This is a genomic window from Polaribacter batillariae, assembly GCF_017498485.1.
GTDB lineage: Bacteria > Bacteroidota > Bacteroidia > Flavobacteriales > Flavobacteriaceae > Polaribacter > Polaribacter batillariae.
Genome location: NZ_CP071795.1, coordinates 1,670,924 through 1,691,179 on the forward strand (window position 1 = coordinate 1,670,924; position 20,256 = coordinate 1,691,179).

Here is a 20,256-nt window from a genome sequence, read left to right on the forward strand (position 1 = left end):
GTATCAGATCAGAGAAAAAATTCTCAGGCACCTACCTACGCATCATCCAATCCTATAAGCAGGATGGTAAGTCCAAACACAAAACACTCTACTCACTAGGCAAGCTAGAAGATTATGATGTGAATCAGCTAGAGCGTATCGCTAGGAAATTACTAGAGCTTATAGGTAAGGATATTGATATTTTAGATAGTGGTCATCTTCATGAATTGGGTAGGTATAATTATGGTTATGCTCTTGTAGTGAATAAACTTTGGACAAATAAATTGACTCTTATGTATAGCACTAAAGATTACTATTTATACCTGATTTAGTTCGTCCATTAATGCTCTACGTTGAGGATATAGTTTTCTAAATAGTTCTATTAATTCGTTTACTTTGTCATTTCCTCCAAGTTTTTTCATCCTACGTAGGTATCTACAGGCTTTTTGGTAATGATTTCTTCCAACATATTTTTCAACATAGTTTGTAATTCTTTCACTATATAATTCAACCAACTCTGAAGAGTAATCTTTTGACAAATATGGTTCGTTTTGCTCAATATTATCCATAGAAAGATTTTGTTTTAACATTAGTAATAGCCTATCCCACCATTGCTCTTTTATGTAAATTTTCCGAATTAATTCAGTATAAGTCCATCTATTTTTAACAGTAATTTCCTTTATGATTTCTTCTAAAAACAGATGCCAATTTTCATCCTTAATAGTATCTTTTAAGATTTGATAATAATCTTGTTTTGGATGGAAGTTGGTAATAAATAAAAGCCTTGCATATTCAATAATTTTGGAAGTGTTATTTTGGGTTTGAGCAACTTTTAATAACCAATTGTACCAATCTTTTGCTAATCCAGGTCTATCTTTTTCATCGTATTTAATTCCGTCTTGAGATAAGGTTATTACTTTTTCAAAATTTTTGTTGTTAAAGGCTTTTTCTATTTCTGATTCTCTTATTGATGGATTTGAAATGTTCTGGTTAATATATTTTTTAACTTCATTTTGATTTTTAAAACGTCTTAATAAATCTAATTTAAATAACTGGGCATGTTCACGCTCATATTCTCCATCTACTGTATCCAAACAACTCAATATAATATCTGCTTCATTTTCTTTTTCAATTAAATCACAAGCAATTTTTAGTATTTCTATATGCCAGTCCCAACCCTCAAACAGCTTTTTATTAAAAGAAGAAATGCAGTATTCAAATATCTCTTGTTTAAGTTTACTAGAAAGCTTTTCTTTAACTAATTTAGAAAGTAAATCCATTGCTGAGTTTGCAAAATAGCCTAAATCACCATTGCTGTCATCTCCATATTGAAATGCTTCTGTCATTTCTTCTAGTAAAGCCGTACTAATGAAGAAGACATTTTCCAAGTTATTCTTTGCTAAATACTTTTCTGCATTCTCTAAAAAGGGTTCGGTAGTACTAACCACATATTTCATATCTGACCAACCAATCCAACCATCTCGTCCTGCTGCTGTTTGTAATATGGAATGAATTTGTTTTTGATAAAATTCTTTTGATTGATGTTGACTTAAATGACCAAATGACGCTAAAAAATAGTTTCTGAATTTCCTGTCTTTTTTGCTATTACTTTGTACAAAATCTATTAACTCTTCGTGCGAAATGATTTTTAACAATTCTTTTACTTGCTGTGTAATTGACTTTGTTTTTTTCTTTTTTGGCTTTGAAATATTAAGTTGATTTAATTCCAATTCATCTTGTTGTAAATGGAAAATTACTGCTACTATGTGCTTACATACAGGCCCGCTATCATAAGGGCAATTACAATGGTGCTCTATAATAGTATTGTTTTTAATTGCTAGCCGAACTATATATTCATCTGTACCAGAGACAATAGCTTCATATTCTCCTATTGAAATTTCTGAAAAATCAGTTATTGCATTACTTTTAAAATAGGACAATCCTCTATGTAGAATTTTTTCATTAATTAATTGCTCAAATTCGTTTAATGGTATTTTCATCTTTTAACCCTATTATAATATAATTTTCTAATCTTTAAATGTTAAAACTCAAAGGTAATTTTTTTTAATCATTCAGAATAAAACATTATGAAATTATCATTATTTTTTTCAGTATTTCACTATCTTTAATCCCTCAGAAAATACATCATCACTTAATAAAATAGCTTAAAAACACCTATGAATTCAAATAAACTAACACTTATCAAAAAAATAATAGAACAGCAACTTGATTCTTTTGATTTTGATAAAGAAATTGAAAGAAATCAAAAAATACTTACAGAACTTCGTGAGACTCCTGCCGATGAATATTCATTGTCTGGAAATATCGAATACGGAATTACAAATCGTTTAGATAAATGGAGACAAATGGATTTAGATAATTTTTTTAAAAGATTTGTGGTTTTAGCTGGTATTAAGGAATTTGCGTTTGGCTTTGAAGGAAAACTGGGTGTAGATGTTAGCGTTAGCCTTGGTGCTGCACTTTTTGGTGGTAAAGTAAGAGGTGCCTTAGGTATAGAAGGTGCTTTGATAGATAAATCAACCTTTACCGAAGATAACGATTTTATAGAGTTTACTGGTATAGATACGACCATGCAATATGTGGTTTCAGAAATAAAAAAATTGGTAAATATAGATAAAGAGGATACCAAGCCCGAAGATTTAAGACAAAGTTTAATAAAAATAACCCGTTAAGTATGTACAAACAGTTTTTTATTTTGTTAATAATACTACTTGCTTTTAATTCTTGCAGTTCTATACCAAAAGAAAAGCTATACTCTAGCTTATATACCGATGTAAGAAATAAATATTATTTGAATGGCCCAGTAGAAACGATTAGAAGTTCTTTAGAGTTGTTAATTAAAAGACCTAAATCTAAAGATAGTTTAAGAATTACAAGAAATTCTAGTATTAAAAGTGGTAAAACAATTGGTTTTAACTACCCAGGATTTAATAGATTCAATAAGGAAGGTTTTCTTATAAAAAGGCACACTTTTGTAGATGCAGCTAAAACAGAGTTAGACATTACAGATACTATTAGACGTAGAAAAAAAAGGGTCACAGAACAATTTGGTACGTATTATTTAGATGTTAATATATATATATATTTTAAAGATCTAGAAGAAAAACGTAAAATAAAACAAACGTATAAACCGCTTAAAAGAGTCTTTAACCCTTATAGAGTTTACGCTGATAGTGATTATTATTACAATTATGATTACCGTGTTAAAAAAGATAGTTCTTTTTTAGAGTCTCGTTATGGGTTTGGGTATGAATTTAAAAACAACAGAATTACTAAAGAAAAAAAATTACACATTCATGACTATGATTTTAAGAATAATTTAGATACTAACGTAACCTATGTTACTAGTTACAAATACAATAAAAAAAAACAACTCATTGCTAAAGACTATGATTTTAAGCAGGTTTTTACAGGTTTTGTAGATCACGATTTAAGTTACGATTATCAAAGAAGAGAATATGGAGAAACACCTTATGATCTCTATAAGTATAATGACCAAAACCAACTAATAGAAGTTGTTAATTATGAATATAAAGACCCTGAAAAAAGAAATATAATCTTTAAAGAAAACTATTTTTATAACAGCAAGGGGCAACATACTAAAACTATACGTATAAGGGGATTCAAGATTTTAGATCGCTATCAAGGTGCTTTTGCTACTGAGTTTTTTTACAATGAAAAAGAAGAGTTAGTAAAATTGGTAAAATACAAACGAGATAAACTAAAAGATGTAGATGTAACCTACCGTATGGAGTACTCAGGTCACGATAAATACGATAATTGGTTGGAGTGCCTACTCTATGTTAATGATGGTACAAAGCCCATAAAAAAATACAGTAGAGAAATTACTTACTATCCAGAAGAAGAAAAGGAAACAAAAAAAGAAAAAAGTAACCAATAAATATGTGTAAATACTTTTATATTTTACTAGTAATACTACTAACTTTTAGTTATTGTAGTTCTATATCTAAAGAAAAACTATACCCTAGCCTATATACCGATGTAAGAAATAAATATTACACCAATGGGCCAGTAAAAATAATTAGGGGGTATTATAAAGAATTGATTAAGAGACCAAAATCTAAAGATAGCTTAAGTATTATTGGAGAGTTTTCTGGTTTCAATAGTAAAAAATATATAGGTTTTACATCAGGTTTTAACAAGTTTAATAAATATGGTCTTATACTGAAGGACCATCCTTTAAGGAATGGAGATAAAACAGAAATTGATAATAATGATACCGTAATATATAAACGTGTAGATACTATAAAAGGACTTGGTATATACAGTTCAAGAATCGATATATATATATATATTTTAAAGACCTAGAAGAAAAACTTAAGATAAAACAAACGTATAAACCATTAAAAAGAGTCTTTAACCCCTATAGAGTATATATAAATAGTAATTATTATGATAATTATGATTATCGTGTTAAAAAAGATAGCTCTTTTATGAAGTCATATTATGGGTTTGGGTATGAATTAAAAAATAATAAAATTACTAAAGAAAAAAAATTAAACCTTACAGATTTAGATTTAGATAAAATTGTAGATACTACAGTAACCTACGTTGCTAGTTACAAATACAATAAAAAAAACCAACTAATAGCTAAAGACTACGATTTTACGTGGATTATGAGTGGCTATGTAGATCATGGGTTAAATAAACAATATGAAAAAGAAAGTTATGGTGGTGTACCTTATGAAACCTATACCTATAATGAGCAAAATCTACTTATAGAAATTGCTAACTATGACGCTGAAGACCCAACAGAAAGAAATATAATATTTAAAGAAAACTATTTCTATAATACCAAAGGGAAACTTACTAAAACCATACGCATAAGAGGCCTAAAGTTTTTTAGTAGCTACAAAGGCGCTTTTGCTTCCGAGTTTTTTTACAACGAGAAAGAAGAGTTGGTAAAATTGGTAAAATACAAACGAGATAAACTAAAAGATGTAGATGTAACCTACCGTATGGAGTACTCAGGTCACGATAGATATGATAATTGGTTAGAGTGCTTGCTCTATGTTAATGACGGTACAAAACCCATAAAAAAATACAGTAGAGAAATTACTTACTATCCAGAAGAAGAAAAGGAAACAAAAAAAGAAAAAGAATAAAAAAAGCATTATGCCAGTAACAACAATATACCCAAGGCTAAGTCAACTTTTACCGTTAGAAAAAATACCTAACGATATAGAAACACTTAGAGAAGCTATCAACATCCAATCTCAATTTTAATAAAACCGCTACGTAACATAAGTAATTAAGATATAAAAAAGTAAGAAGTCTCTCTTTTATATATTTTTTTATCAGACACTAATATTTTTTAACTTATATTTTACTACAAAAAAAAGTATCTTTACCCCTTGAATAGACTTATTTTCAAATACAATATATTTATTAAATAACAATGAAAAGTAACGTAGCAGAAATCTTAAAATCAGGCACAGTATTACAAGAAATAGCTTTAAAAGGTTGGGTAAGAACTTTTAGAAGCAACCGATTTATTGCTTTAAACGATGGTTCTACCATTAACAATATACAATGTGTTATCGATTTTGAAAACACACCTGAAAAAACATTAAAAAGAATTACTACAGGAGCTGCGATTGCTGTAAAAGGAATCTTAGCCGAAAGCCAAGGAAAAGGACAATCTATAGAGGTGCAAGTTTCAGAAATTGAAATCTTAGGAGACTCTAATCCAGACGAATACCCAATTCAACCTAAAAAACATAGTTTCGAGTTTTTAAGAGAAAATGCACACTTGCGCGTTCGAACAAATACATTCAGTGCAGTAATGCGAGTGCGCTCTAAACTGTCTTTTGCAGTCCATAAATATTTTCAAGATAATGGCTTTAACTACGTAAACACACCTATTATTACAGGTTCAGACGCAGAAGGTGCAGGAGAAATGTTTCGTGTAACTTCCTTTGAAGATAATAAAGCACCAGTTACCGAAGACGGAAAAATAGATTACTCTAAAGATTTCTTCGGAAAAGAAACCAATTTAACAGTTTCTGGTCAATTAGAAGCCGAAACCTATGCAATGGCATTGGGTAAAGTATATACCTTTGGCCCAACTTTTAGAGCAGAAAATTCAAATACAACACGTCATTTAGCAGAATTTTGGATGATAGAACCAGAAGTTGCCTTTATGGATTTAGATGGCAATATGGATTTGGCAGAAGACTTTATAAAATCGGTTCTAGCGTATGTTTTAGAAAACTGCAAAGACGATTTAGCCTTTTTAGACCAACGTTTAACACAAGAAGAAAGCAAACTACCACAAGCACAAAGAAGCGAAATGAGTTTGTTAGAAAAACTTACATTTGTAACAGACAATCACTTTAAGAGAGTTTCTTATACAGAAGCAATCGATATTTTACGAAATTCTAAACCCAATAAAAAGAAAAAATTTCAATTTCCAATTGATAAATGGGGCGCAGATTTACAATCTGAACACGAACGTTTTTTAGTCGAAAAACACTTTAAATGTCCCGTTATTTTGTTTGACTATCCTGCAAACATCAAAGCATTTTACATGCGTTTAAATGAAGACGGAAAAACCGTAAGAGCCATGGATGTACTCTTCCCAGGAATTGGAGAAATGGTAGGTGGCGCACAACGTGAAGAACGTTACGATGTTTTAATTGAAAAAATGAAAGCCATGAATATCGACGAAAAAGAACTTTGGTGGTATTTAGATTTGCGTAAATTTGGTACAGCAGTACATTCTGGTTTTGGTTTAGGTTTCGAACGTTTGGTACAATTTACCACAGGAATGGGCAACATTAGAGACGTAATTCCATTTCCAAGAACGCCACAAAATGCTGAATTCTAATTAGATTTTCGTATCTTTATTTTGATGAAAGAAAAAAATCTTTACATTATAGCTGGTTGTAATGGTGCAGGTAAAACAACTGCTTCTTTTACAATTTTGCCAGAAATTATAAATTGTAAAGAGTTTGTAAATGCAGATGAGATTGCTAGAGGGCTTTCCCCTTTTCAACCAGAAAAAGTTGCTTTTGAAGCTGGTAGAATAATGATAAATAGAGTTAATGAATTACTCTTAGAAGAAAAAACCTTTGCATTTGAAACCACATTATCGTCTAAAACCTATAAAAACAAGGTTATATATGCTAAAAAAAAAGGGTATAGTGTAATACTCCTCTTTTTTTGGCTAAATAACACTAAATTAGCAGTAGAAAGAGTAAAAGTAAGAGTTTCAGAAGGTGGGCATCACATTCCAAGTGATGTTATTAAAAGAAGATATATAAATGGAATTAAAAATCTTTTTAATATTTACCTACCAATTATGGATTCTGCATTAATTTTTGACAACTCTTTTGGTAGTCATCAATTAATTGCTCATAAAATTTCTGAAAACGATTTTATAATTGTAGATAAAGAAAAGTTTAAAAAATTAAAAAATTATGACAACAAAAGATAAACAATTAGATTTTAGAGAAAAAATCATTAAAGGTCTAGAAAAGGTTTATGAAAAACTAATTATAGAAAAAAAAGAAAAAAAATCTAAACTTGTAATTATGAAGGGTAATAAAATTGTAAAAATTAACCCCTAATAAAAGGTTATAAAATCTATGCTAAAACAAAGTTTAAATTATAAACTCTTACAAAAATTATCTCCTCAACAAATTCAGTTGATGAAGTTAATTCAATTGCCAACACAAGCTTTTGAAGAACGTTTAAAACAAGAGATTGAAGAAAACCCTGCCTTAGATACAGGAAAAGACGAATTAGACTCTATAGACGACGATTTATCGAATGAGTTTGATGATGACACTGGAAACGAAAAAATTGAAGCAGAAGATATAAATATTGATGAATATTTAAGCGACGATGAAGTTCCGAACTATAAAACTCAGGCAAATAATTATTCTGCAGATGACGAAGAAAAAAACGTACCCTATGCTGCAGGAACCAGTTTTCATCAATCTTTAAAAAATCAATTAAATACCTTTCGTTTAGACGAAGAAGAAAAAGCTATTGCCGAATTTTTGGTGGGTAGTATAGACGATAGTGGCTACATTCGAAGAGAAATTATAGATCTTGTAGATGATTTAGCATTTACAGCAAATATTTTTACAACCGAAGAAAAAGTAATTTCTGTTCTAAAAAAAGCAGTGCATACTTTAGACCCTATTGGAGTGGGTGCTCGTGATTTAAAAGAGTGTTTAATCATTCAATTAAAAGCAAAAGAGCCAAATAAAAATAGAAATTTGGCCATCGAAATTTTAGAAACTGCCTTCGATCATTTTGTAAAAAAACATTATAAAAAACTGCAAGAAAAGTTCAATATTTCTGAAGAAGAATTGAAAGAAATTAACTTAGAAATTTCTAAATTAAACCCAAAACCTGGTAGTTCTTATGCTGGAAACAATAAAATTGCAGAACAAATTGTACCCGATTTTTCTATTAAAATTGTCGATGGAGAATTAGACTTAACATTAAACTCTAGAAACGCTCCAGAGTTGCATGTTTCTAGAGAATACAACAACATGTTAAAAGGATACCAAGAATCGAATGTGAAAACAAAATCACAAAAAGATGCAGTTTTCTTTATCAAACAAAAGTTAGACGCGGCAAAGTGGTTTATAGACGCTATAAAACAGCGCCAGCAAACACTATTGGTAACCATGAACACCATTATGCATTACCAATACGAATATTTTTTAACGGGTGATGAGCGAAAGCTAAAACCCATGATTTTAAAAGATATTGCCGATAAAATTAATATGGATGTTTCTACGGTTTCTAGAGTAGCAAACAGCAAATACGTATCTACACCTTATGGAACCAAACTTATTAAAGAATTCTTTTCTGAATCGATGAAGAACGACCAAGGTGAAGATGTTTCTACAAGAGAAATTAAAAAGATTTTAGAAACTGTAATTTCGGAAGAGAATAAGAAAAAACCACTTACAGACGAGAAATTAGCCACAATTTTAAAAGAAAAAGGATATCCTATTGCCAGAAGAACTGTTGCAAAATACAGAGAACAGTTAGATTTACCTGTGGCTCGTTTGCGTAAAGAAATTTAGTTGAAATTCTATAAAATCATATCTGTAATTTTACATCCTATTGTAGTGCCTACAATTGGTGTGATTCTCTATTTTTTATTAGTCCCAAACTATTTAGGTAGCAATCAAAAATTAATACTATTAAGTTTGGTATTTGTAACCACATATCTAATTCCACTATTAATTTTAATCTTATTTAAGAAAATTAAATTAGTAAAATCTTTTAATGCAAATAGTATTAAAGAACGTAAAATACCCATTGCAATAATGATTGTGCTGTTCTATCTATTAGGCAACACACTCTTTAAAATTGCTAATTTAGATGATTTGGGGTTCTTATTTTATGCAACATGTGTCGCCTTAGTTTTGGTTTATTTCTTGTTTTTCTTTAACCTTAAAACTAGCATTCATTTAACTTCTATGGGAATAACAACGGGGTTTTTTATGGTTTTGGGCGCAAAATACAGCCATCCTTTTCCAACAACAATAATTATTACAATTGTTCTTGCTGGTATGGTTGCTAATGCGAGGTTGCATTTAAAAGCTCATACTCCTTTAGAGGTTTATTTAGGCTATTTTGTAGGTTTTTTATCGCCTTTTGCCACGTATTACTTTTTATAAAAGATAAAAAATTAAACCGAATTTTAATACTTTCGTATTTACACTTTCTCCATTTATAAAAGCATTTTTAAAAACTGGAGATAAACCGTAAAATACATTTACATTAAACTCATCATAACCTGCAGAAATCGTTAAGCCGTATTGTAATTTATTATAAGCAGCAACATTATTATATTTAAATTGTTTGTTGTTTGCAGCTTCAAACTGAAAACTATTAGATGCATTGTATAAAAACTTAATTCCTGTGTAAATTCTCCAAAAACTATACTTATTTGCAGTAGAAGTTCGCCATCGAAACTCTAAAGGAAACTCAATATTATGCGATTTATAGAAGTTAGAGTTAATTGTATTATCTCTAGAAAACGATGTGTTACCATTAATTTCTTCAACTTTTAATTCATGGTTAAAAAAATCATACCCATACCCAATACCTGCCGCAAAAGAAATGCTTCCGCTTTTATTTAAAATAAAATCTTTTATAAATCCTGTAGATAAAGAGTAAGAAAAACTACTTTTAGGAATTAAAGTCGGTTGGTCGTTTAGTTGGCTATAAGATATAGACGCATAAATTTGATCTTCTGCATATCTATCTCCTAGTTGTAAAGAATCTTTTTGCGCCTGTAAATTAATTGTACAAAAAAGTAAAAAAAAAGTAAATGAAATATGTTTCATAACGCATGTAACGTGCTTGTATAAGATTAATTGCGTGTTTTAAGCACTAATTTATACAGGTAAGTTTTTAAAAATTCATAGACAATCCTATTCCGTTTCTGTCTGCTATCATTTTAAATTCAGGTTTAAAATAATTATTAGAAGTTAAATTTAATGATGAATTGTATAAATCAACTCCTTTTTTTACATTTTTTGAAGCTTTAATAGCTATCGGTATTCCTATAGCAGCAATCCCTCCACCTATATAAGCCAAAGTCCAACTCGGTTCTCTGTTAGCAATCGATTGTCCTATTGGAATTCCAATGAAGCCACCTCCAGCAAAAGCTAAAATACTTGAAATCGTGTTTTGAGATTTAGCTTTTTTAATCAATAAATTAGCCTGAATATTCGATTCTGTTTTATTTACCAGATCTTTCCAAGAAATTTGTTTGCCATTTTGTTCAAATTTATAACCTAATATATTGTTTCTATTTTTATTTCTTGACCAAATGAAAGATTCATAAATAAGAATCCAATAACTATAACTAATATTCTTTTCATATTTAATCTTCTAAATGATATACAACAAAGTGATAAAGATACATTATTTCTTATTTTTATCTTAAAATGAAACAAAAAAAGGGACAATTCTATTTTGAATTATCCCTTTTTTAAAATTTATTAGGTGTTATATAAAATTAATTATTATCTCCTTTTGAAGCAGAATAACTAATTTTAAGAGCATTTACATCTCTTAACTTTAGTCTAATATCTGTAATTGTACCTACATTAGATTCTCTATCTGCTTTAATAGACGTTGTCATAAAAGGCTGCTGATTTTCTGGAACCTTAGTTCTTTCGTTAATAATAAAAGCTGGCACATCGTCTGCAGTAGCTATTTTATCATTTAACTGAATCTTATTATAACTTGTACCATATTTAGGATCTTTTGATTTACCTACATAAATTGTACTTACCAAACTTTTATGTTCTAATTTTTTAACCTCTGTTGCTGAAGGTAATCTAGGATTTTCTACCAGCAATTCGGTTTCTCTCATAGTTGTTGTAACCATAAAGAAAAATAACAACATAAAAACAATGTCTGGCAAAGAAGCAGTATTTACTGCTGGCATTCCTTTTTTCTTTTTTCTAAATTTAGACATATTTGTTATTTTTTAAAATTAGTTTCCTAAAGATGTTGGTTCTGCATCCGAAATAATTTGAGGATATGCATTTTTAATATCTTCTACTTTCTTTTTTAAATCGGCGTTATCTCTATCATCTTTATAAGCCTCTTCTAACTCATCAAAAGAAACTCCATAACGCTCTTTAGACAATCTATTACGCAATTCTGAGTAGGCTCTTAAGAGTTCGTTTTGAACTTTTAAATAAACTCCATACTCTGTACCTCTATCACTAAGAACAGAAATAACTGCCTTATTAGGATGGTCTGAGGATGTTTCGCTTCTTTTTCCTCTACAATAATCACAAGGTCCTGTTCCTACCCCATCTTCTACTTTACCTACACCTCCACCATTATCTATAAATGCCTTTGCAGCATCTTTAAGATCTTTAATTTCCATTCTTTCACCTTCTACCTGAAGCTCGTTTTTAAAGTTTAAATTTACTTCAAAAATATTCTTCTCTTTAATTTTAGGTGGCACGTAATCTGCTGGTGGTTTTTCTGATAACTTTTTAGAAATACCAGAATCTACATTCATGGTTGTTGTTACTAAAAAGAAAATTAGTAGCAAGAAGGCAATATCTGCCATAGAACCTGCATTAATTTCTGGATTCTCTCTTCTTGCCATAGTTTTATGATTTAATTAATCCTTTTAATAAGTCGTACACGAAAAATAGCGAAGCTAATCCTCCTAAAATAATACTATACCATATACCAGTTCCAACCCATTGGTTCGAGGTTGCTCCTGCTTCACCACCTTCTAAAACTAAACCTTGAGCATCTACTACTGCGTTTGCATCTGCCATAAAGTATGCTATAATTAAAATTACACCCAATACTCCAAGACCCAATAATGTTTTTTTAAGGTTTTGCGGATTCATTATTAAACTCCACAATGATAATAAAACAGTAATAATAACTGCTGCATAAAGCAAAATGGTAGAGAAATAAATTATCGGACTTATTACTTTGTTTTGAAGAGCTGCATCTGTTTCAATTGCTTCTGTATCTTCCATAAAAATTCTTATGAAAAGAAATGCACCAATTAAAGCGATAACAGCAATTAAAATACTTAAAATTTTATTGCTTTTCATCTGTTTATTTATTTTTTATACTTTACTAACAAATCAATTAATTGGATAGAAGCATCTTCCATATTATTTACAATACTATCGATTTTAGAAACGATGTAATTATAAAAAATCTGTAAAATAATGGCTACAATAAGTCCAAATACTGTTGTTAATAAGGCTACTTTAATACCTACTGCTACAACCCCTGGAGAAATATCATTTGCTACAGCAATTGCATCAAACGCTCCAATCATACCAATTACAGTTCCCATGAACCCAAGCATTGGTGCTAAAGCAATAAATAAAGACAACCAAGAAACGTTTTTCTCTAAAAGCCCCATTTGAACTCCTCCATAGGAAACTACTGCTTTTTCAGCTGCTTCTACGCCTTCATCTACTCGATCTAAACCTTGGTAAAAGATAGACGCAACTGGCCCTTTTGAATTTCTACAAACTTCTTTTGCAGCTTCTACACCACCAGAACTTAAGGCTTCATCTACATTTGCTACTAATTTTTTAGTATTTGTAGTTGCCATGTTTAAATAAATAATTCTTTCAATTGCAATGGCCAAACCTAATATTAAAGCGACCAATACAATTCCCATAAATTCTGGGCCACCTTCAATAAAACGTTGTTTTAATTCTTGGTGAAAAGTTTTTGATTCTGTTGCTGCTTCTTGCGCGAAAGTTGATTGAATAGCTCCAAAAAACATGAATCCTGTTACGGATAGAACATTTACTACTTTTTTCATCTCTGTTATAATTAATTTTTAATAGTTAACGGGTTAAAGATATAAATTTTCAAATCAAATAAACAAATATAGTTGCTACTTTAACTTCTTTTTTTAAGCAGCAATCTCTAATTATCTATTTTAGAGACTGGCAAGTAACAAAAAAAATATCGGTTTTAAAAAAAATCTAATCTATTTATTGTAAAAATACTGTTTTTTTTATTTTCAAAATATTTTTTTTTGAAAAAAACTACTTGTTTGTAATTTCTCCTCGCAAAGACTTCTCGAAATAATGTTTAAATTCTTCTTGAGACAATTCTTCGTTTAACAAATACATTAGTTTTGCAATGGCAGATTCTGTAGTTATGTCTCTTCCACTAATTATTCCTATTTCTTTTAAAGAAACACTGGTATCATAATGGCCTTGAATTACACTTCCGCCAGCACATTGGGTAACATTTACTATTTTAACGCCTTTTAATATCGCGTTTTTTAATAATTTTAAAAACCAGTTTTTATTAGGGGCATTGCCAGAGCCATAGGTTTCGATAACTACTCCTTTTAAATTTTTAATATTTAAAATACTTGCTACAACTTCTTTTGTAATTCCTGGAAACAACTTTAAAATAACAACATCTGTTACTAGTTTCTTTCTAATAATTAATTTTTCTTCTTTTTTTTGGGGTTGTTGAATTAGATGCTCGTTAAAGTTTAAATGCACTCCACTTTCTGCCAAGGGCGGATAATTCATAGAGGCAAATGCCTCGAATTGTTCTGCACTAATTTTGGTGGTTCTATTGGCTCTGTATAATTTGTACTCGAAATACAGGCAAACTTCAGAAATTATGGGGTTGTTATTTTTTCTTGTAGAGGCAATTTCTATAGAGGTAATTAAATTCTCTTTGGCATCTGTTCTTAAATCGCCAATTGGCAATTGAGAGCCTGTAAAAATAATGGGTTTTTGTAAATTTTCTAACATAAAACTTATTGCAGACGATATATAAGACATGGTATCTGACCCTGTAAGAATTACAAAACCATCGAATTTTGTATAATTTTCTTCAATAATTTCTACAATATTTACATAATATTGTGTGTTCATGTTTGAAGAATCGATTACTTCTTCGAAAGAAATACTTTTAATATTACAATTTAACTGCTGTAATTCTGGTATTTTTTCTACAATTTGACTAAAATCAAAGGCTTTTAAGGCGTTTGTTGTATAGTCTTTAATCATACCAATGGTTCCACCTGTATATATAATGAGTATGTTGGGTTTGTTTGTCATTTTGTCATTGAATTGTAAATATTCTATTAATTTTTGACTGGTAAAGATAAAAATCAGTAAATTTTCATCCTAAAAAATAAAATGGAATACTTTATGTTGTAAATTTATCAAACAAAAACGATATACAATTTAAAACTTTATAAATTATGATGGGACTTTATATTTTAATTGGTGCAATCTCTTTGGTAAGTTGGCTGGTTAGCAATCAACTGAAAAGTAAGTTTAAAAAATATTCTAAAATTCAGTTAAGAAACGGAATGAGTGGTGCAGAAATTGCTTCAAAAATGCTCGCAGATAATGGTATTTTTGATGTAAAAGTAATTTCTACGCCTGGTAGATTAACAGATCATTACAATCCGAAAGACAAAACCGTTAATTTAAGTGAAGCTGTTTACAACCAAAGAAATGCAGTTGCAGCTGCAGTTGCAGCACACGAAGTGGGGCATGCTGTGCAACATGCCAAAGCCTACAGCTATTTAACAATGCGTTCTCAATTGGTGCCAATTGTTAGCATTACTTCTAAATTTTCGCAGTGGTTGGTAATTGGTGGTTTAATTTTAGGCGCTGCTTCTGGTAAAGTTGGAGTAGGTTTTTACATTGCTATTGCTGGTTTGGTTTTTATGGGGCTTGCAACACTTTTTAGTTTTATAACTTTGCCTGTAGAGTATGATGCTAGTAACAGAGCTTTGGCTTGGTTACAAAACAAAAATATGGTAACAAGAGAAGAATATGCTGGTTCTAAAGATGCGCTTAAATGGGCTGCTAGAACTTATTTAGTTGCTGCCTTGGGTTCTTTAGCAATGCTTTTGTATTGGGGGTTGCAAGTTTTAGGAAACAGAGACTAGCTTCGCAAATACTTTCTGTATCTTGCTAATGTTCTAAAAAACTGTGATATTTAATTGATATACTCCAAAACCTTCAGGTTTAAAAACCTGAAGGTTTTTTGTAATAGCGTACCTATATATTTATAGTTTAAAATTTACAATAATCGAACTAAAGAAATTTTATACACTCAAAAAAAGTAGAAATGATTTATAATGATGCAAATACTACTAAAATTAGAAAAAACTGCTAATTCGTGTATTCTTTCTTTAATAAAACAATATCTTTCTTTAACTTTTCCATATCTTCTTTTTCGGTACCATCGTAATAACCACGAATTCTTCTTTCTTTATCTACCAAAATAAATTGTTCTGTATGAATAAAATCGTTTTCTCCTCCATCACCTTCGTCTAAAACAGCAAAATAACTTTTTCTTGCCAATTCGTAAATGTGTTTTTTAGCACCTGTAGTTACGTTCCATTTTCCATCAATTACTCCTTTGTTTTCTGCATATTTTTTTAAAACCGAAACGCTATCCATCACAGGAGTTACAGAATGTGAGAGAAACATAATATCATCATCATTTTTATAGTACTCTTGCAACTCACTCATATTGTAAGCCATTGCAATACAAATGGTTTTACATCTTGTAAAAAAGAAATCGGCAATATAAATTTTGTTTGTGTAATTTTTGTTTGTAATGGTTTCTCCATTCTGATTTATCAACCTAAAATCTGCTATTTTATGATTTTTTTGCACATGCAACATCGTTTCATCTACCAATTGCGGATTTACGTCTGCTGGATTGTAGATTTTTAATTTTTTATCGACTTTTAATAAATGATAAAAAACAGGAATGGCAATCGCAGAAAAAACCACTAAGAAAATAAGTGTTGGTAATGATTTTCTAAAAAACTTAAAATCCATAAAACAAAGTTATTTCTGCAAATTTACGACTTAAAAAACCGTTTAGAAAGCGGTTTTTATGCTTATCTGTCTAAAATGTTTGTTAAAATAAAAAATGAAGCAACAATAGTTCTTTTACAACTCTCTTTAAAAACGTACATTTGCACGTTTTTTAACTATGATTTAACGCTGAATGGAAATATTAATAAAAGCATCTCAATTTATTTTAAGTTTATCTTTGTTGATTGTTTTGCACGAATTGGGGCATTTTATCCCTGCAAAATTGTTTAAAACGAGGGTAGAAAAGTTTTATTTATTCTTCGATTACAAATTCTCTCTTTTTAAGAAAAAAATAGGCGAAACTGTTTATGGTATTGGTTGGATTCCTTTAGGAGGTTATGTAAAAATCTCGGGAATGATAGACGAAAGTATGGACACAGAGCAAATGGCTTTGCCTCCAAAACCTTGGGAGTTTCGTTCGAAACCAGCTTGGCAACGTTTAATTATTATGCTGGGTGGGGTTTTTGTGAATTTTGTGTTAGGAGTTTTTATTTACATCTGTTTAATGTGGGCTTATGGAGAAAGATATTTGCCAAATGAGAATGTAAAAGATGGTATTTGGGTAGAAAATGAACTGGCAGAAAACTTAGGATTGCAAACTGGAGATAAAATTTTAACTGTTGATGGACAAAAAGTAAAGAAATTTAATGGTTTGTCTCTAGAATTTATCAACGGTAATAAATATGAAATTGAAAGAAATGGGCAAGTTTTAGAGCAGCAAATTCCAGAAGATTTTATTTCTCAGTTAATGGATAGGGGAAAAGACGCTGGAGCTTTTTTATACCCAAGACTTCCTTTTGTTATTAGTAATGTTTCTGAAAATTCTCCTAATATAAATGCCGATTTAAAAAAGAGAGATATTGTTACTGCTATTAATGGAAAAGTTATAAAGTATTTTGATGAAGCTCAAACCGAACTAAATAAAAACAAAAATAAAGATATTACTATTACTATAAAAAGGGGAAATGAAACTAAAGAAATTCCTGTTAAAGTAACAGAAGAAGGTAAGCTAGGTGTTGCTTTAGGACAATTACCTTACACAGATTTAGAAAAATTAGGTTATTACGAATTAGCAGATATAGAGTACTCTTTTACAGAAGCGATTCCTGCTGGTTTAAAGAAATCTTGGAAAACGCTTACAGATTATATGAAGCAATTGAAAAAGATTTTTAATCCAAGTACAGGTGCTTACAAAGGTTTGGGTGGTTTTATTTCTATTGGAAGTATTTTTCCTGCAGAATGGAGTGCACAATCTTTCTGGGAAATTACCGCATTTTTATCAATTATGTTAGGGTTTATGAACCTTTTACCAATACCGGCTTTAGATGGAGGGCATGTAGTTTTTACCCTTTGGGAAATGATTACTGGAAAAAAACCTGGAGATAAATTTTTAGAATATGCGCAAGTAGTTGGCTTTGTCTTGTTAATAGCGTTGTTGCTTTTTGCAAATGGAAACGATATTTTTAGACTCTTTAAGTAATTTTAAAAGACTAAAAAAGCCTTACAAGAAAATTGTGAGGCTTTTTTTTAGGTTAAATTTTAAATGAGCGATTAATAAAAGAAATCCAAGTATATTCTATATTACATGTATCACAAGCGTAGCTTTTAGTTCCTGGAATTAATCTTACAATTCCTTTTCTTCTCATTCTGTGCCTAGACACAGATTTACATCTTGGACAGGCTTTCATAATAAATAGTATTTGTTTAGACAGAACAAAATACAAAAAATATATTAATACCGTTTTTTGTTTATAAGTTATTATACCTATTTGTGTTAATAACGGCTTGTTCGTTTTTCCAATCAATCCATTTTTGCCCTTTAATTTTACGCATAATATTGTCGATTGTTCGCATTACAAAAACATTGTAAATTGCTTTCGATAGGTTTTTAGGTTTTCTTGCAATGGCTCTTAAACTCATAGAAAACCCAGGTGTAATATATCTCATATAATGCCAATAGCCTTCTGGCATATATAAAATTTGCCCATGTTCTAGGTTTGTTTTATAGCCTTTTGCTTTTTTTAAAGCTGGCCATTTATTAAAATTTGGATTCGAAAAATCGATATCTTCTCTTGTGATTAAAGAATGTGGAATTTTATATAAATAATCATTCTGATCTTGGTCAAACAAAATAATTTCTTTTTTTCCTTCGAAATGAAAATGAAAAATATTTGCTAAATCAATATCGTAATGCATAAACGTGTAAGAATCTGTTCCTCCAAAAAATAACATAGGCAAACCTTTCATTAAACGCAAACCAAAATCTGGGTATTTAAAATCTTTTTGCAGGGAAGGAACTTCCTTTAAAATATTCCAAAGAAATATTCTAAATTTTGTAGGCTTACTTTTTAGCAAATCTACATATTCGCTCATTTTCATTTTTGCATGTGGTTCGTTAAAACCATCTTTAAAATCTACTGGTCTATCATCATACAAAGGTACAACCTTATCACCAGCAACTTCTTTCATGTAGTCTAAACTCCATTTTTTATATGCTGGCCAATCTTCTATAAATTGCTCTATAACTACAGGTTTCTGTGGCTTAAAATAATTTTTAATAAAATCTTCCTTCGTAATTGTTTTTACTCGATCTATTTGAGATAAGTTTAAACTCATAACTTTCTTTTTTGAAAACGCAAAGTTAAGAAATTGTTAGGAAAATATTTGTAAAACACAAAAAACCATTATCTCTTACAGATAATGGTTAAAAATTAAAAGATGATTAGACTATGCTTTTACTGCTTTTCCTTTTTGTTTTGCAGCTTCATTTCTATCGATTTTATGTTCTGGTCTGGTCCATTTTGGTTTTTCACCTAATGCTTTAAATTTAGAATCTTTTGCTGCTACAGATTGTGGTTGCACTTTTTTAGTGAATGGTTTTTGCGGATTTAACCCTAATAATTTAAACATTTTCATGTCTTCATTTACATCTGGGTTTGGAGTTGTTAACAATTTATCTCCTGCAAAAATTGAATTTGCTCCTGCAAAAAAGCACATGGCTTGCCCTTCTCTACTCATTTGTGTTCTTCCTGCAGACAAACGAACTTGTGTTTCTGGCAATACAATTCTTGTGGTTGCGACCATACGAATCATGTCCCAAATTTCAACAGGTTTTTCGTCTTCTAAAGGGGTTCCTTCAACAGCTACTAAAGCATTTATTGGGGTAGATTCTGGTTGCGGATTTAAGGTAGATAAAGCCACCAACATTCCTGCTCTGTCTTCTACAGATTCTCCCATTCCAATAATACCTCCAGAACAAACGGTTACATTTGTTTTACGAACATTATCGATCGTATCTAAACGATCTTGGTAGCCTCTTGTAGAAATTACTTCTTTGTAGTATTCTTCAGAAGAGTCTAAATTATGGTTATACGCATATAACCCAGCTTCTGCTAAACGTTGTGCTTGGTTTTCGGTAACCATACCTAGCGTACAACAAACTTCCATATCGAGTTTGTTAATGGTTCTAACCATTTCTAAAACTTGGTCGAACTCTGGGCCATCTTTTACGTTTCGCCACGCGGCTCCCATACAAACACGAGAACTTCCAGCTTGTTTTGCACGCAAAGCTTGTGCTTTTACTTGGTTTATACTCATTAAATCGTTACCCTCTATATTGGTATGATACCTTGCTGCTTGCGGGCAATAACCACAGTCTTCTGAACAGCCACCTGTTTTTATAGACAATAAAGTAGAAACCTGAACCACGTTTGGGTCGTGTTGTTTTCTATGAATTGTTGCAGCTTCGTACAACAACTCCATCATTGGTTTGTTGTAAATTTCTAATATTTCTTCTTTGGTCCAATTGTGTCTAACTTCACTCATAAATGCGATTCATTTGATACATCAAAAATAAAAAATTCCGCTGTAA

22 protein-coding genes are annotated in these 20,256 nt (G+C 30.3%); 11 read left to right on the plus strand and 11 right to left on the minus strand.

Annotation, left to right across the window (positions count from 1 at the left end):
- Positions 1 to 2 precede the first annotated feature (2 nt).
- On the plus strand, positions 3 to 311 hold the full coding sequence (locus JL193_RS17605; protein WP_496559626.1) for an IS1634 family transposase N-terminal domain-related protein: 309 nt from the start codon (positions 3 to 5) through the stop codon (positions 309 to 311).
- Here JL193_RS17605 and JL193_RS07245 read toward each other — a convergent pair.
- Positions 297 to 1,979: an SWIM zinc finger family protein gene (locus JL193_RS07245; RefSeq protein ID WP_207973146.1), complete on the minus strand. Its 1,683-nt coding sequence runs from the start codon at positions 1,977 to 1,979 to the stop codon at positions 297 to 299. The two genes, JL193_RS17605 and JL193_RS07245, sit on opposite strands and share 15 nt — an antisense overlap.
- Positions 1,980 to 2,156: 177 nt before the next feature.
- On the opposite strand from JL193_RS07245, the gene JL193_RS07250 reads away from it, so the two are divergent.
- The 8 genes from JL193_RS07250 to JL193_RS07285 all read left to right on the plus strand — a co-directional run bounded on the left by JL193_RS07250 (position 2,157) and on the right by JL193_RS07285 (position 9,671).
- A complete protein-coding gene (locus JL193_RS07250; RefSeq protein WP_207973147.1) occupies positions 2,157 to 2,672 on the plus strand; it encodes a hypothetical protein in 516 nt (171 codons plus the stop codon).
- Between the two features lie 23 nt (positions 2,673 to 2,695).
- Entirely contained in the window at positions 2,696 to 3,901 is a 1,206-nt protein-coding gene (locus JL193_RS07255) for a hypothetical protein (RefSeq protein WP_207973148.1), read from the plus strand.
- Between the two features lie 553 nt (positions 3,902 to 4,454).
- Positions 4,455 to 5,126 carry a hypothetical protein gene (locus JL193_RS07260; RefSeq protein WP_207973149.1) on the plus strand — a complete coding sequence of 224 codons (672 nt, stop codon included), beginning with the start codon at positions 4,455 to 4,457 and terminating at the stop codon, positions 5,124 to 5,126.
- A 293-nt stretch (positions 5,127 to 5,419) separates the two neighbouring features.
- Positions 5,420 to 6,850, plus strand: coding sequence for an asparagine--tRNA ligase (gene asnS, locus JL193_RS07265; RefSeq protein WP_207973150.1), 1,431 nt, complete (start codon positions 5,420 to 5,422; stop codon positions 6,848 to 6,850).
- Between the two features lie 24 nt (positions 6,851 to 6,874).
- Positions 6,875 to 7,459 carry an ATPase gene (locus JL193_RS07270; protein WP_207973151.1) on the plus strand — a complete coding sequence of 195 codons (585 nt, stop codon included), beginning with the start codon at positions 6,875 to 6,877 and terminating at the stop codon, positions 7,457 to 7,459.
- A complete protein-coding gene (locus JL193_RS07275; protein ID WP_207973152.1) occupies positions 7,443 to 7,592 on the plus strand; it encodes a hypothetical protein in 150 nt (49 codons plus the stop codon). Before JL193_RS07270 ends, JL193_RS07275 begins: the two co-directional genes overlap by 17 nt.
- 18 nt (positions 7,593 to 7,610) lie before the next feature.
- Positions 7,611 to 9,071 (plus strand): RNA polymerase factor sigma-54, encoded by a 1,461-nt coding sequence (gene rpoN, locus JL193_RS07280; RefSeq protein WP_207973153.1) that lies wholly within the window; start codon positions 7,611 to 7,613, stop codon positions 9,069 to 9,071.
- Positions 9,072 to 9,671 (plus strand): hypothetical protein, encoded by a 600-nt coding sequence (locus tag JL193_RS07285; protein ID WP_243456861.1) that lies wholly within the window; start codon positions 9,072 to 9,074, stop codon positions 9,669 to 9,671.
- Here JL193_RS07285 and JL193_RS07290 read toward each other — a convergent pair.
- The 7 genes from JL193_RS07290 to JL193_RS07320 all read right to left on the minus strand — a co-directional run bounded on the left by JL193_RS07290 (position 9,666) and on the right by JL193_RS07320 (position 14,597).
- The gene (locus JL193_RS07290) at positions 9,666 to 10,343 is read right to left on the minus strand and encodes a porin family protein (protein WP_207973154.1); all 678 of its coding nucleotides are present in this window, start codon (positions 10,341 to 10,343) and stop codon (positions 9,666 to 9,668) included. The genes JL193_RS07285 and JL193_RS07290 overlap by 6 nt on opposite strands.
- Positions 10,344 to 10,410: 67 nt before the next feature.
- On the minus strand, positions 10,411 to 10,713 hold the full coding sequence (locus JL193_RS07295; RefSeq protein WP_207973155.1) for a hypothetical protein: 303 nt from the start codon (positions 10,711 to 10,713) through the stop codon (positions 10,411 to 10,413).
- Between the two features lie 307 nt (positions 10,714 to 11,020).
- A complete protein-coding gene (locus tag JL193_RS07300) occupies positions 11,021 to 11,485 on the minus strand; it encodes an ExbD/TolR family protein (RefSeq protein WP_207973156.1) in 465 nt (154 codons plus the stop codon).
- An 18-nt stretch (positions 11,486 to 11,503) separates the two neighbouring features.
- Positions 11,504 to 12,133, minus strand: a complete 630-nt coding sequence (locus JL193_RS07305) for an ExbD/TolR family protein (protein ID WP_207973157.1) — start codon at positions 12,131 to 12,133, stop codon at positions 11,504 to 11,506.
- Positions 12,134 to 12,137: 4 nt separating this feature from the next.
- Complete coding sequence (locus tag JL193_RS07310; protein ID WP_207973158.1) at positions 12,138 to 12,599, minus strand: hypothetical protein; 462 nt, start codon at positions 12,597 to 12,599, stop codon at positions 12,138 to 12,140.
- 8 nt (positions 12,600 to 12,607) lie between these two features.
- Positions 12,608 to 13,330 (minus strand): MotA/TolQ/ExbB proton channel family protein, encoded by a 723-nt coding sequence (locus tag JL193_RS07315; RefSeq protein WP_207973159.1) that lies wholly within the window; start codon positions 13,328 to 13,330, stop codon positions 12,608 to 12,610.
- Positions 13,331 to 13,559: 229 nt separating this feature from the next.
- A complete protein-coding gene (locus JL193_RS07320) occupies positions 13,560 to 14,597 on the minus strand; it encodes an asparaginase (protein WP_207973160.1) in 1,038 nt (345 codons plus the stop codon).
- A 146-nt stretch (positions 14,598 to 14,743) separates the two neighbouring features.
- On the opposite strand from JL193_RS07320, the gene JL193_RS07325 reads away from it, so the two are divergent.
- Complete coding sequence (locus JL193_RS07325) at positions 14,744 to 15,442, plus strand: zinc metallopeptidase (protein ID WP_207973161.1); 699 nt, start codon at positions 14,744 to 14,746, stop codon at positions 15,440 to 15,442.
- A gap of 226 nt (positions 15,443 to 15,668) precedes the next feature.
- Here JL193_RS07325 and JL193_RS07330 read toward each other — a convergent pair whose 3' ends face one another.
- Positions 15,669 to 16,346 carry an SCO family protein gene (locus JL193_RS07330; RefSeq protein WP_207973162.1) on the minus strand — a complete coding sequence of 226 codons (678 nt, stop codon included), beginning with the start codon at positions 16,344 to 16,346 and terminating at the stop codon, positions 15,669 to 15,671.
- Between the two features lie 172 nt (positions 16,347 to 16,518).
- Between JL193_RS07330 and rseP the strand changes: the two genes are divergently transcribed.
- Positions 16,519 to 17,865: an RIP metalloprotease RseP gene (gene rseP, locus JL193_RS07335; RefSeq protein WP_207973163.1), complete on the plus strand. Its 1,347-nt coding sequence runs from the start codon at positions 16,519 to 16,521 to the stop codon at positions 17,863 to 17,865.
- 269 nt (positions 17,866 to 18,134) lie between these two features.
- Here the strand turns inward: rseP and JL193_RS07340 are convergent, their stop codons facing one another.
- Positions 18,135 to 19,001: a cupin-like domain-containing protein gene (locus JL193_RS07340; RefSeq protein ID WP_207973164.1), complete on the minus strand. Its 867-nt coding sequence runs from the start codon at positions 18,999 to 19,001 to the stop codon at positions 18,135 to 18,137.
- Positions 19,002 to 19,112: 111 nt separating this feature from the next.
- Entirely contained in the window at positions 19,113 to 20,210 is a 1,098-nt protein-coding gene (bioB, locus tag JL193_RS07345; protein ID WP_207973165.1) for a biotin synthase BioB, read from the minus strand.
- Between the last annotated feature and the right edge of the window lie 46 nt (positions 20,211 to 20,256).

Coding starts and splice junctions, on each gene's coding strand:
- JL193_RS07245 (WP_207973146.1), bottom strand. CDS start 1,979: ATGAAAATACCATTAAACGAATTTGAGCAATTAATTAATGAAAAAATT.
- JL193_RS07250 (WP_207973147.1), top strand. CDS start 2,157: ATGAATTCAAATAAACTAACACTTATCAAAAAAATAATAGAACAGCAA.
- JL193_RS07260 (WP_207973149.1), top strand. CDS start 4,455: ATGAAGTCATATTATGGGTTTGGGTATGAATTAAAAAATAATAAAATT.
- asnS (WP_207973150.1), top strand. CDS start 5,420: ATGAAAAGTAACGTAGCAGAAATCTTAAAATCAGGCACAGTATTACAA.
- JL193_RS07270 (WP_207973151.1), top strand. CDS start 6,875: ATGAAAGAAAAAAATCTTTACATTATAGCTGGTTGTAATGGTGCAGGT.
- JL193_RS07275 (WP_207973152.1), top strand. CDS start 7,443: ATGACAACAAAAGATAAACAATTAGATTTTAGAGAAAAAATCATTAAA.
- rpoN (WP_207973153.1), top strand. CDS start 7,611: ATGCTAAAACAAAGTTTAAATTATAAACTCTTACAAAAATTATCTCCT.
- JL193_RS07290 (WP_207973154.1), bottom strand. CDS start 10,343: ATGAAACATATTTCATTTACTTTTTTTTTACTTTTTTGTACAATTAAT.
- JL193_RS07300 (WP_207973156.1), bottom strand. CDS start 11,485: ATGTCTAAATTTAGAAAAAAGAAAAAAGGAATGCCAGCAGTAAATACT.
- JL193_RS07305 (WP_207973157.1), bottom strand. CDS start 12,133: ATGGCAAGAAGAGAGAATCCAGAAATTAATGCAGGTTCTATGGCAGAT.
- JL193_RS07310 (WP_207973158.1), bottom strand. CDS start 12,599: ATGAAAAGCAATAAAATTTTAAGTATTTTAATTGCTGTTATCGCTTTA.
- JL193_RS07315 (WP_207973159.1), bottom strand. CDS start 13,330: ATGAAAAAAGTAGTAAATGTTCTATCCGTAACAGGATTCATGTTTTTT.
- JL193_RS07320 (WP_207973160.1), bottom strand. CDS start 14,597: ATGACAAACAAACCCAACATACTCATTATATATACAGGTGGAACCATT.
- JL193_RS07325 (WP_207973161.1), top strand. CDS start 14,744: ATGATGGGACTTTATATTTTAATTGGTGCAATCTCTTTGGTAAGTTGG.
- JL193_RS07330 (WP_207973162.1), bottom strand. CDS start 16,346: ATGGATTTTAAGTTTTTTAGAAAATCATTACCAACACTTATTTTCTTA.
- rseP (WP_207973163.1), top strand. CDS start 16,519: ATGGAAATATTAATAAAAGCATCTCAATTTATTTTAAGTTTATCTTTG.
- JL193_RS07340 (WP_207973164.1), bottom strand. CDS start 19,001: ATGAGTTTAAACTTATCTCAAATAGATCGAGTAAAAACAATTACGAAG.
- bioB (WP_207973165.1), bottom strand. CDS start 20,210: ATGAGTGAAGTTAGACACAATTGGACCAAAGAAGAAATATTAGAAATT.